10 protein-coding genes are annotated in these 11,255 nt (G+C 70.4%); 4 read left to right on the top strand and 6 right to left on the bottom strand.

Annotation, left to right across the window (positions count from 1 at the left end; all coding sequences use genetic code 11):
- The 5 genes from ACFPCV_RS08770 to ACFPCV_RS08750 all read right to left on the bottom strand — a co-directional run bounded on the left by ACFPCV_RS08770 (position 1) and on the right by ACFPCV_RS08750 (position 3,040).
- A complete protein-coding gene (locus tag ACFPCV_RS08770) occupies positions 1-1,185 on the bottom strand; it encodes a hypothetical protein (protein WP_378055544.1) in 1,185 nt (394 codons plus the stop codon).
- Positions 1,182-1,811, bottom strand: coding sequence for a DUF3558 domain-containing protein (locus ACFPCV_RS08765; protein WP_378055543.1), 630 nt, complete (start codon positions 1,809-1,811; stop codon positions 1,182-1,184). The genes ACFPCV_RS08770 and ACFPCV_RS08765 overlap by 4 nt, the downstream gene beginning before the upstream one ends.
- Positions 1,808-2,206, bottom strand: a complete 399-nt coding sequence (locus ACFPCV_RS08760) for a hypothetical protein (RefSeq protein ID WP_378055542.1) — start codon at positions 2,204-2,206, stop codon at positions 1,808-1,810. Before ACFPCV_RS08760 ends, ACFPCV_RS08765 begins: the two co-directional genes overlap by 4 nt.
- 78 nt (positions 2,207-2,284) lie before the next feature.
- Positions 2,285-2,464 carry a DUF397 domain-containing protein gene (locus tag ACFPCV_RS08755; RefSeq protein ID WP_378055541.1) on the bottom strand — a complete coding sequence of 60 codons (180 nt, stop codon included), beginning with the start codon at positions 2,462-2,464 and terminating at the stop codon, positions 2,285-2,287.
- Between the two features lie 3 nt (positions 2,465-2,467).
- Positions 2,468-3,040, bottom strand: coding sequence for a DUF5753 domain-containing protein (locus ACFPCV_RS08750; protein ID WP_378055540.1), 573 nt, complete (start codon positions 3,038-3,040; stop codon positions 2,468-2,470).
- Positions 3,041-3,283: 243 nt separating this feature from the next.
- On the opposite strand from ACFPCV_RS08750, the gene ACFPCV_RS08745 reads away from it, so the two are divergent.
- The 3 genes from ACFPCV_RS08745 to ACFPCV_RS08735 all read left to right on the top strand — a co-directional run bounded on the left by ACFPCV_RS08745 (position 3,284) and on the right by ACFPCV_RS08735 (position 8,240).
- Positions 3,284-6,997, top strand: a complete 3,714-nt coding sequence (locus ACFPCV_RS08745) for a multifunctional oxoglutarate decarboxylase/oxoglutarate dehydrogenase thiamine pyrophosphate-binding subunit/dihydrolipoyllysine-residue succinyltransferase subunit (protein ID WP_378055539.1) — start codon at positions 3,284-3,286, stop codon at positions 6,995-6,997.
- A gap of 3 nt (positions 6,998-7,000) precedes the next feature.
- A complete protein-coding gene (locus tag ACFPCV_RS08740) occupies positions 7,001-7,177 on the top strand; it encodes a DUF6104 family protein (RefSeq protein WP_378055538.1) in 177 nt (58 codons plus the stop codon).
- Between the two features lie 256 nt (positions 7,178-7,433).
- A complete protein-coding gene (locus ACFPCV_RS08735; RefSeq protein ID WP_378055537.1) occupies positions 7,434-8,240 on the top strand; it encodes an inositol monophosphatase family protein in 807 nt (268 codons plus the stop codon).
- Here the strand turns inward: ACFPCV_RS08735 and ACFPCV_RS08730 are convergent.
- Entirely contained in the window at positions 8,228-9,220 is a 993-nt protein-coding gene (locus ACFPCV_RS08730) for an aldo/keto reductase (protein WP_378055536.1), read from the bottom strand. The genes ACFPCV_RS08735 and ACFPCV_RS08730 overlap by 13 nt on opposite strands.
- Here ACFPCV_RS08730 and ACFPCV_RS08725 point away from each other — a divergent pair.
- On the top strand, positions 9,219-11,237 hold the full coding sequence (locus ACFPCV_RS08725; RefSeq protein WP_378055535.1) for a glycogen debranching N-terminal domain-containing protein: 2,019 nt from the start codon (positions 9,219-9,221) through the stop codon (positions 11,235-11,237). The two genes, ACFPCV_RS08730 and ACFPCV_RS08725, sit on opposite strands and share 2 nt — an antisense overlap.
- Positions 11,238-11,255 lie beyond the last annotated feature (18 nt).

The following is an 11,255-nucleotide window of genomic DNA, read 5'->3' as shown; positions in this document are numbered from 1 at the left end:
TCAGTCTTCGTCCTCGTCCCCGATGGCGCTCGGTGCCGTGAGCTGGTCCGTGTCGAACAACTCCTCGGGATCGCCGCCCTCGAGGTAGTCGGGACGTTTGCGTTCGGTGTCCTCCGCACCTCGCCCACGCCCAGCCGCGCCAAGGGGAACCCCGCCCAACCCGACCCCGCCACGTCCGGGTCCCGGCACCACGCTCAACCCGGCGCGGCCTGCGGCGCCTGGCCGCTCGGCACCGGCACCCGGGCCACCACCCGGCACACCACCTCGCGGCGAACCACCACCTGGCGCGGCACCCGTCCCGCCACGTGGCCAGGCACCCGAGCCATACGGGCCCCCGACACCACCGGTCACCGGTCCGCCGACCACCGGAACTCCCGTGCCGGACCCGGTCATCCCCGGAACGGACCGGCCTCCGGCGGCGGACACTTCTGTCCCGGCCCCCGGTCCCGGGCTCGGCGCGGGGACGAACGAGCCGGGCGTGGTGCCACCAGGGCCGGCGGGTGACGAACCGCGGCCACCACCGTCCACGTCGGACGAGGTGCCGGGCCGGACCGTCTCACCTGGACCAGTGCCGGGAAACCCGCGTGGACCATCCGCACCGGCCGCGCGCTCCTCGGACTCCCCGACCGCGATCGTGTCCGGCGAGCGCACCGCGAGCGCGGCCTGATCGTCGACGATGTCACCGTAGGAGGCGGGCTGCCGGTCGGTGTTGTACTCGCTCGCACCGGTGTAGCCGTTCATCACGTCCACGTTGTGCTGCGCCGCCTGGTTGTGCTCGGCGACCTGCTGGAAGTAGGTGGCCGTGACGGCGTGGTCGGTGAGCAGCACAAGCGGGTCGACCTCACCCGGCGCGGGTGGCACGGGCACGACCGTGTTGCGTGCGTCCCCGAACGACCCGGCCTGACGCCTGGTGAGGTCCTGCGCGGTGTGCAACGCGCTCCCCGACAACTCGTGCTCGGCGACCAGCGGGCCAAGACCGCGGTTGGCGGCCCCGGCGGCCGCACCCTGCCAGGCGGCTTCCATCCGCGCCCGAAGACGCACCACCCGGCCCGCCCGCTCCCGGTGCCGTTCGGCCAGCTCGTTCACCAATGCCGCACTCGACGAGATCCCCTCGGCACCCGGCCCTTCCTGGAAGTTCCGGTAGATCTCCGCACCCGTCATCATCGACGGCGGCAGCCAGGTCATCGACTCTCCTTCAGCGTGGCCAGGACCGCCGCCGCAACCTGGGCAGCCCGATCACAGGCACCGTGCGCATCCAACGTGCCCGACTCACCCGCGGTGAACGTCAACGAGTCCGAGACACCGACCGAGATCAGGCAGTCGCCGTCCGCCCGGGCATCGCTGGAGTCCCTGAACACCGCGGGATAGCCATCCACCGTGGTCGGCTCGAAGTAGTCGTACCGGTCCCGGATCCTGTACAGGTCGCCGAGGCCGTTCTTGTTCCCGCGCTGCCAGGTCACACCGATGCTGCTGGGAATCTCGGTGTCGGCCCGCCACGAACACAGCGGGCCCACCTGCTTGGCGATCTCGCTGTCCGTGTCCGGTTTCCCCGGCCTGCTCACCTTGAACGTGGCGAGCTGCGCGGGGGTGAGCACCGCGCACGGATCGGTGAGGAACCGGGTCGCGTCCAGCGGGTCGGCCACTCGCGGCGCCTCCGGCTCGGAACTGGGCTCCGTCGACTCAGCGGAGTCGGTGGTCGTCACCGCATCGCCTGGTCGGGGGGTCGCGGTCCCCGCGGTGCTGGTCGTGCAACCCGCCACGCCCATCAACCCGAAGGTGACCAGCCCCGCCACCGCGACACGTGCGTTCACCGGTCTCCCTCGATGTGGCGCAGCCGCGCCGCCGCGCCCGAATCGTTCTCGGCATACGTGTGCCGCGCAGCCTGAAGTTTGGCCAACTGGTTCTCGGCGTACCCGAGCATCGCCTTGTTGTGTTCCCGCCCCGCTTCCAACGACGCGATGTACGCAGCGACCTGACCACGGCTCATCACATCTTCGGCCGGCGGCGTAGCCAGGCCGATCGCCTGGTCGTAGTACCAAAGGTCGTCCCGGACCTCAACGGCGATCTCTTCGAGTTCGGTGATGATGCCGTCGAGTTCGTCCAGGTCGGTGAACACGTACTGGCCGTCCGCGCCGCCACCGCCGCTCGCCCCGTACGGCATGTACCACGACGGGCGGTCCGGCTCGCTCGCCTCCTGCCCCGGCATGACCTGACCTCCCCGTGTAGTCGTGCAGTCACGGAGAATACCGAGGTGGCACCACGGGAAAGGCGGGTTACGGCTGGTTCACCCGTTGGGCGGAGTGCGGACCACCGTGACGAGTGCCGCGACGTCGACGCCGGTCAGGAGCGGGCCCGCGGGGTTCTTGCTGTCCCGGACGTGCCGCAACGTCTGGGCGACCTCGACACAGTTCGACTGCCCGCCGGAACGGCTGGACTTCCTGAACCGCAACGACTCCTGACGCATGAGTCAGCTCCCGAGGACGTGCTGTTCGATCAACTGCTCGATCCTATCCCGGGTTGACCGCTCCGACAGGGCCCGATCGCGGAGGTCCTTGCGGGCGGCCGCATACGGCGCGGTCTCCTCGTCGAAGAGGAACGTGGAGGAGCCCAGGTGCTCCAGCAGCACCACGGAACCGGCCTTCTCGTAGTCCATCAGGTACCAGCCACACGCGGTGAACGACGTCGGCGCGGCCACCAACCGGAGCGTCACACCGCTCCGCTGGGAGGTCCGCAGCAGGTGGCGGAGTTGCTCCTGCATCACCGGTGACGAGCCGAGGTGGTTGGTGAGCGCCGAGCTGCCGACGAGGGCCAGGTAGTCAACGCCGCGCCGGTCCAGGAGTTGCTGGCGCCGGAGCCGCGCCCCGATCCGGTAGTTCACGTCCTTCTCCGGCACTCGGCACTGCGACGATTCAGATGATCGATTCAGCTTTTGGCGGTGGCTGAATTCTCTACCACTGGGCGCTGTGCACCGACCGTCGGCCGATCCGCTTGTGGTCGTCGGCGCTGGCGTCTCACGTCCCAGGAGCCTTGGCTGAGGCATTCACCACAGTCATAGGGCCTGAACCGGACGAACCCGGCCGTGGTTCGTCGGGCGGACCGGGTGTGGACCCGCTGGGGGACAATGCGAGTATCAGCGGCAGCGGCACCTGGGGTCGGTCTTCGATCACCTATGTGACCTGCGGTCCTGCTCCGAGTCGGCACCACGCCACTCGCTTGGAGGACTAGCCTTGGGGTGCAGTCCGTACCACTAACAGATCGAGATAGATAGAGGCGAGTGCCTGCCGTGTCCAGCAGCAGCCCTGCGTCGCAGTTCGGCCCCAATGAGTGGCTCGTAGAGGAGATGTACGAGCAGTTCCTCGCTGACCCGTCGTCAGTGGACTCAGCGTGGCACGACTTCTTCGCCGACTACAAGCCGACACAGCGCGTGGCGAACAAGGCCGCGGGCGACACGAAGAGCAACACCGGGACGGCGACCGTGGCCAAGACCACAAAGCCGACACCCGCCCCCAAGGCCGCAGCCTCGGCCCCCGCGAAGAAGGAGTCGCCGAACGGCCAGTCGGCGCCTGCCAAGCAGGCCGCGCCGAAGAAGGAGCCCGCTCCCGCGAAGGCGGCGGCGCCCAAGCCGGCGGAAACCAAGCCCGCCACCAAGGCCGACGGTGAAGAGGTCAAGCAGCTGCGTGGCGCCGCTGCCGCGATCGCGAAGAACATGGACGTCTCGCTGACGATCCCGACCGCGACCAGCGTCCGCGCCGTGCCCGCGAAGCTGCTGTTCGACAACCGCATCGTGATCAACAACCACCTGAAGCGCACGCGCGGCGGGAAGGTGTCGTTCACGCACCTCATCGGGTACGCGCTGATCCGGGCGCTGGCCGACTTCCCGAACATGAACCGGCACTACGCCGAGGTCGACGGCAAGCCGAACGTGGTGACACCCGAGCACGTCAACCTCGGCCTCGCCATCGACCTGCCGACCAAGGACGGTGGCCGCACGCTGGTCGTCGCGTCCATCAAGAACTGCGAGGACATGACCTTCCAGCGGTTCTGGCAGGCCTACGAGGAGATCATCCGCAAGGCCCGCAACGGCGCGCTGACCACCGAGGACTTCGCGGGCACCACGATCTCGCTGACCAACCCGGGCACCATCGGCACGAACCACTCGATGCCGCGCCTGACCAGGAACCAGGGCGCGATCATCGGTGTCGGCGCCATGGAGTACCCGGCGCAGTACCAGGGCACGAGCGAGCGGACGCTGGTCGAGCTGGGCGTCAGCAAGATCATCACGCTGACCTCCACCTACGACCACCGCATCATCCAGGGTGCGGAGTCCGGCGAGTTCCTGCGCCGCGTGCACCAGCTGATGCTTGGCGAGGACGGCTTCTACGACGACATCTTCACGTCGCTGCGGCTGCCCTACGAGCCGGTGCGCTGGGTCGAGGACATCCCCGAGGGTGAGATCGACAAGACCGCCCGGCTCCTCGGCCTCATCGACACCTACCGCACCCGCGGTCACCTGATGGCCGACGTGGACCCGCTGAACTACCGCCAGCGCAAGCACGAGGACCTCGACATCCTGTCCCACGGCCTCACGCTGTGGGACCTGGACCGCGAGTTCCCGGTCGGCGGCTTCGCAGGCAAGAACCGGATGAAGCTGCGGGACGTGCTCGGCGTGCTGCGGGACAGCTACTGCCGCACGGTCGGCGTCGAGTACACCTACATCCTCGACCCGTCGGAGCGCCGCTGGATCCAGGAGCGCGTCGAGATCAAGCACGAGAAGCCGCCGCAGGCCGTGCAGAAGTACATCCTGTCGAAGCTGAACGCGGCCGAGGCGTTCGAGACGTTCCTGCAGACCAAGTACGTCGGCCAGAAGCGGTTCTCGCTCGAAGGCGGCGAGTCGGTCATCGCGCTGCTCGACACGATCCTCGACAAGGCGGCCGAGTACGAGCTGGACGAGGTCGTCATCGGCATGCCGCACCGGGGCCGCCTGAACGTGCTCGCCAACATCGTCGGCAAGCCGATCAGCCAGATCTTCCAGGAGTTCGAGGGCAACCTCGACCCCGGCCAGGCGCACGGCTCCGGCGACGTGAAGTACCACCTCGGCGCCGAGGGCAAGTACTTCCGGATGTTCGGCGACGGCGAGACCAAGGTGACGCTGACGGCGAACCCGTCGCACCTGGAGACCGTCGACCCGGTGCTGGAGGGCATCGTCCGCGCCAAGCAGGACATGCTCAACAAGGGCCAGGACGGCTTCACCGTGCTGCCGGTCGCGCTGCACGGCGACGCCGCGTTCGCGGGCCAGGGCGTGGTCGCCGAGACGCTGAACCTGGCGCTGCTGCGCGGTTACCGCACCGGCGGCACCGTGCACGTCATCATCAACAACCAGGTCGGCTTCACCACCGCGCCGGAGCACTCGCGCTCGTCGCAGTACGCGACGGACGTGGCCAAGATGATCCAGGCTCCGGTGTTCCACGTGAACGGCGACGACCCGGAGGCGTGCTACTGGGTCGCGCAGCTCGCGATGGACTACCGCCAGACGTTCAACAAGGACGTCGTGATCGACATGGTGTGCTACCGGCGGCGCGGCCACAACGAGGGCGACGACCCCTCGATGACGCAGCCCGCGATGTACGACATCATCGACACGAAGCGCAGCGTGCGGAAGACCTACACCGAGGCGCTGATCGGCCGCGGCGACATCTCCGTCGACGAGGCGGAGAAGGCGCTGCGGGACTTCTCCTCGCAGCTCGAGCACGTGTTCAACGAGGTGCGCGAGCTGGAGAAGCACCCGGTGGCGCCGAGCCCGTCGGTCGAGTCCGAGCAGCAGGTGCCCGCGAAGCTGTCGACGAACATCACCCGCGAGGTGCTGGAGCACATCGCGGACGCGCACGTCCGGCTGCCCGAGGGCTTCACCCCGCACCCCCGCGTCAAGCCGGTGCTGGAGCGGCGCGCGAAGATGGCGCGCGAGGGCGGCGTCGACTGGGCGTTCGCGGAGCTGCTGGCGTTCGGGTCGCTGAACCTGGAGGGGCACCTGGTGCGCCTCGCGGGCCAGGACTCGCGGCGCGGCACGTTCGTGCAGCGCCACGCGGTGATCGTGGACCGCAAGTCGGGCAAGGAGTACGTGCCGCTGCAGAACCTGTCCGACGAGCAGGGCAAGTTCCTTGCCTACGACTCTGCGCTGTCGGAGTACGCGGCGCTGGGCTTCGAGTACGGCTACTCGGTGGCGAACCCGGACGCGCTGGTGCTGTGGGAGGCGCAGTTCGGTGACTTCGTGAACGGCGCGCAGTCGGTGATCGACGAGTACATCTCCTCGTCCGAGGCCAAGTGGGGTCAGCGGTCGGACGTCGTCATGCTGCTGCCGCACGGGCACGAGGGCCAGGGCCCCGACCACACGTCGGGCCGCATCGAGCGCTGGCTGCAGCTGTGCGCCGAGGGTTCGATGACCGTGGCCGTGCCGTCGACGCCGGCGAACTACTTCCACCTGCTGCGCCGCCACGCGCTGGACGGCGTGCAGCGCCCACTGGTGGTGTTCACGCCGAAGTCGATGCTGCGCAACAAGGCCGCGGTGTCCTCGGTCGAGGACTTCACCGAGGAGGCCAGGTTCAACTCGGTCATCGACGACCCGGCGAACCCGGGCCCGAAGGAGGTCCGGAAGCTGCTGCTGGTGTCGGGCAAGCTGTACTACGAGCTGGCCCACGAGCGGGACGCCCGCGGTGCGTCCGACGTCGCGATCGTGCGGCTCGAGCAGCTGTACCCGGTGCCGGTGAAGCGGCTGGGCGCGATCTTCGAGAAGTACACGGGCGTCGAGGAGGTCCGCTGGGTCCAGGAGGAGCCCGCGAACCAGGGTTCGTGGCCGTTCTACGGTCTGCACCTGCGCGAGCTGTACCCGGACCTGCCGAGGCTGGTGCGGGTGTCGCGGCGCGTGATGTCGGCGCCGTCTGCCGGTTCCGGCAAGGTGCACGAGGTGGAGCAGCGGGAGATCATCGAGAAGGCGTTCGGCTGAGCGATGTACTTCACCGACCGGGGCCTTGAGGAGCTGGCGGACCGCCGGGGCGACGAGGAGGTCACGCTGGCCTGGCTGGCCGCGAAGATGCGTGACTTCGTCGACGCGAACCCCGAGTTCGAGACCGCGGTGGAACGCCTGGCGACCTACCTGGCAAGAGACGACGAAGACGACGAGTGAGTGCGACGGCGAGGCGCCCCCGAGCGGGACGCCTCGCCGCGTGTGTGGCCTCCGGCCCCCGATCGCCAGCCTCGCACGGGGCACCGACAGTTCCGGTGCACCGGACCCGCCGCCCAGGGCGGTTGTCCACAGTCGTCCTGGTTGTCCACAGCCACCCACCGAGGCGAGTCCCACTGTCGGTGCCCCGCACTACGCTGGTGTCCGGGGGCCGGAGGCCGCCGGACAACCTCCGCCACCGCCGGGACGTCCCCCTCTCATGGACGCACCACCTGCCGACCACGACCTGATCGAGTTCGCCGTCGGGCTCGCCGAGCGGGCGGGCAGGCTGGCCGCCGAACGGTTCTTCGGCGGCGACCTCCACACCGCGTGCAAACCGGACGGCACCGAGGTCACCGCGGCCGACCTCGCCGTCGAGGAGCTGATCCGCGGCGAGCTGGCCGCGCACGTCCCCGACGACGAGGTGTACGGCGAGGAAGCGGGCACCACGCCGGGCACGTCGGGTCGCCGCTGGGTGATCGACCCCATCGACGGCACGTACTACTTCGCCCGCCGGATGCCGCTGTTCTCCACGATGATCGCGTTCGAGGACGAGCACGGCCCGGCCATCGGGGTCATCCACGATCCGATCGGGCGGCAGACGATCGCCGCGGGGCGGGGCCGCGGGTGTCACGTCGACGGGCAGCCCATCCGGGTCAGCGACCGCACCCGGTTCCCCGGTGCCCGGACCGCCATGGGCAACCCGGGCACCTGGTCGGTCGACCTCATGACCGCCCTCCACCGCGACGTCTTCCTCGTCCCCAGCGGCTACACCACCGGCCTGGTCCGCGGCGACATCGACGCGATGGTCGTCGCCGGGTTCCCCATGGGGTACGAGGACCTCGCGCCGCTGCCGGTCATCGTGACCGAGGCCGGCGGGCGCGTCACCGACCTGACCGGCGCACCGGTGCTGACCGGTGACGGCACCGTCCTCGCCACCAACGGCGTGCTCCACGACGAGTTCCTCGCGCTGGTGCGCGGGCTCCCGCACGGCCGGGACTGGCGTGCCCTCACCTACCAGGCGTAGGCCTCCGGTGCGGGCTTCGAGCCGTTCGGGCCCGGTGCCGGGAACAGCTCGTCCAGCTTGTCCAGTGTCTCCTGCTCCAGCTTCAGGTCCAGGGCGCGCAGCGACCCGTCGAGCTGCTCCCGCGTCCTCGGGCCGATGATCGGCGCGGTCACGCCCTCCTGGTGCAGCAGCCACGCGATGCCCAGGTCGGCCGGGTCGGCGCCGAGGTCGGCGGAGCACTTCTCGTAGGCCTCGATGCGGTCGCGGTAGCGCTCCAGCGAGTCGGCCGACCGGCCCGAGTTGGAGCGGGACGCGCCGCCCTCGCGTTGTTTGCGCAGCACGCCGCCCAGCAGCCCGCCCTGCAGCGGCGACCACGGGATCACGCCGATGCCGTAGTGCCGGGCGGCGGGCAGCACCTCCAGCTCGACCCAGCGCGTCATCAGGTTGTAGATCGACTGCTCGCTCACCAGGCCGAGGAAGTGCCGGGACCGCGCCGCCTCCTGCGCCTGCGCGAGGTGCCAGCCCGCGAAGTTCGACGACCCGAAGTACAGCACCTTCCCCTGCTGCCGCAGCACCGAGAACGCCTCCCAGATCTCGTCCCACGGCGTGTTCCGGTCGACGTGGTGCATCTGGTACAGGTCGATGTGGTCGGTCCGGAGCCTGCGCAGCGACTCGTCGGCGGCGCGGCGGATGTTCAGCGCGGACAGGAACGTCTCGTTGGGCCAGTCGCCCATCGAGCCGTACAGCTTCGTGGCCAGCACGGTCTTCTCGCGCCTGCCGCCGCCCTTCGCGAACCACCGGCCGATGATCTGCTCGGTGATCCCCTCCCCCTTCTGCCAGCCGTATACGTTGGCGGTGTCGAAGAAGTTGATGCCGTGCTCGTGCGCGCGGTCCATGATCGCGTGACTGTCCTCTTCGGACGTCTCGGGACCGAAGTTCATGGTGCCGAGCACGAGCCGGGACACGGAGAGGCCACTGCGGCCGAGCTGTGTGTACTCCATGAAAACCAACCTAGCCCCGGAGTTGCTCCAGATGCACGACCAGCCGTTCCTGCACGAACTCGTCACCGCGGTCGCCGCGCCTGCCACCGTGCTCTCGACCCCGGACGGCCAGCTGCGGCGCGACGGGGCGCAGGGCTGGCTGGTGGCCGACGTGCGCCACCTCGCGGAGCTGGTCGTGACCGTCGACGGCCGCGAGCCGGTCGCGCTGGGACACCGGCAGGAGGGCCCCGCCGCGCTGCGGTTCGTCGCCGCCGTCCGGCACCTCGGTGACGAGATCACCGAGCCGACGGTGCGTGTCGAACGGCTCCGGCACACCGCGCCGGACACGCTGCGGGAGACGATCGCGCTGGTCAACGACTCGCGCCGGGAGGTCACGGCGACCGTGAGCGTCCGGCTGGCCGCCGACCTCGCCCCGGTCCTGGCCTTCCGCGCCGGGCAGCCGTCGCCGCCGGTGCCACCGTCGGCGACGGGCGTCGCCAAGTGGGTGGCCGGGACCCGCGTCACGACCGCGACCACGGACCGGGCACCCGATCAGGTGACGCTGGCGGACGACGCCCGCCTCGACTGGCACCTGACCGTGCCGTCCCGCTCCCGCGTGACGTGGACCGTGACGCTGGCCGCGGCGTCGGCGAGCGACGACGCCGTGTTCACCGCACCGGCCGACCGCACCGTCACGACCACGCTGACCAGCGCGAACGCGGACCTGACCGCGTTGTTCGGCACCGGCACCGCCGACCTCGCGCACCTGCTGCTCGCCGACGCGGCCGCCGAGGACGACGTGTTCGCCGCGGCGGGCGCACCGTGGTACCTGACGCTGTTCGGCCGCGACTCGCTGTGGACGGCCCGGTTCGCGCTGCCGTTCGGCACGGGCCTCGCCATGGGCACGCTGCGCACGCTGGCCCGCAGGCAGGGCACCAAGCACGACCAGGAGACCGGCGAGGAGCCGGGCAAGATCGCCCACGAGATCCGGCGCGTCCCGTCCGATGTGGACCTGCGGTTCGGTCTTCCTCCGGTGTACTACGGCACCATCGACGCGACCCCGCTGTGGATCTCGCTGACGCACGACGCGTGGCGGTGGGGCGCGGACGTCTCGGCACTGCTCGGCCCGCTGCGGCGCGCGCTGGACTGGGTGCTGTCGCACCAGGGCTTCCTCGCCTACCAGGACGTCCTCGGCCGCGGCCTCGCCAACCAGGGCTGGAAGGACTCGCCAGACTCCGTTCAGGACCGTGCGGGGACCATCGCCGAGGCGCCGGTGGCGCTGTCGGAGGCGCAGGCGTACGCGCACCGCGCGGCGCTGGACGCCGCGGCGTTGCTCGACGCGTTCGGGGAGCCGGGCGCGGATGAGGCACGGGCGTGGGCGGCACGCATGAACACCCGCTTCCGCGCGGCGTTCTGGGTGCGGGACGAGGACGGCCCGTTCCCGGCGCTGGCGCTGGACGCACAGGGCGCCCCGGTCGACACGCTGGCGTCCAACATGGGGCACCTGCTGGGTTCCGGGCTGCTGACCGGGGAGGAGTCGGCGCTGGTGGCGGCCCGGCTGGGCGGCGCGCGGCTGAACAGCGGCTTCGGGCTGCGCACGTTCGACGGCACGCACCCGTACTTCAACCCGGTCGGCTACCACACGGGTTCGGTGTGGCCGCACGACACGGCGATCGCGGTCGACGGCCTGGCCAGGGCCGGGCACGCGGACGTGGCGGCGGCACTGGCGACGGGTGTGGTGCGCGCGGGTGCGCGGTTCGGCCACCGCCTGCCCGAGCTGTACGGGGGCTGGGCCGAGGAGGACGGTCCGCTGCTGGACTACCCGTCGACGTGCCGTCCGCAGGCGTGGTCGGCGGCGTCGGCGCTGGTGTTCGTGCGCGCCGCGCTCGGCCTCACCCCGGACGGCGGGACGCTCGGGGTGCGCCCGTCGCCCGCGTTCGCGTCGTGGTTCCCGCTGACGGTCGACGGCATCGAGGTGGGGGGCCGCCGCCTGCGGGTCACGGTCGACGAGGCGGGCGCGGCGACGGTCACCGGCTGAGGGCAGTGGAGAATGCGC

Origin of the sequence: Actinophytocola glycyrrhizae (genome assembly GCF_042653545.1) — a bacterium.
In the GTDB taxonomy this organism is placed as follows: Bacteria; Actinomycetota; Actinomycetes; order Mycobacteriales; family Pseudonocardiaceae; genus Actinophytocola; species Actinophytocola glycyrrhizae.
Note: the sequence above shows the minus strand (reverse complement) of the source record. Positions and strands in the feature narration are given on the sequence as shown.

Coding starts and splice junctions, on each gene's coding strand:
- ACFPCV_RS08725 (WP_378055535.1), top strand. CDS start 9,219: ATGAAAACCAACCTAGCCCCGGAGTTGCTCCAGATGCACGACCAGCCG.
- ACFPCV_RS08730 (WP_378055536.1), bottom strand. CDS start 9,220: ATGGAGTACACACAGCTCGGCCGCAGTGGCCTCTCCGTGTCCCGGCTC.
- ACFPCV_RS08760 (WP_378055542.1), bottom strand. CDS start 2,206: ATGCCGGGGCAGGAGGCGAGCGAGCCGGACCGCCCGTCGTGGTACATG.
- ACFPCV_RS08740 (WP_378055538.1), top strand. CDS start 7,001: ATGTACTTCACCGACCGGGGCCTTGAGGAGCTGGCGGACCGCCGGGGC.
- ACFPCV_RS08755 (WP_378055541.1), bottom strand. CDS start 2,464: ATGCGTCAGGAGTCGTTGCGGTTCAGGAAGTCCAGCCGTTCCGGCGGG.
- ACFPCV_RS08735 (WP_378055537.1), top strand. CDS start 7,434: ATGGACGCACCACCTGCCGACCACGACCTGATCGAGTTCGCCGTCGGG.
- ACFPCV_RS08750 (WP_378055540.1), bottom strand. CDS start 3,040: ATGCCTCAGCCAAGGCTCCTGGGACGTGAGACGCCAGCGCCGACGACC.
- ACFPCV_RS08770 (WP_378055544.1), bottom strand. CDS start 1,185: ATGACCTGGCTGCCGCCGTCGATGATGACGGGTGCGGAGATCTACCGG.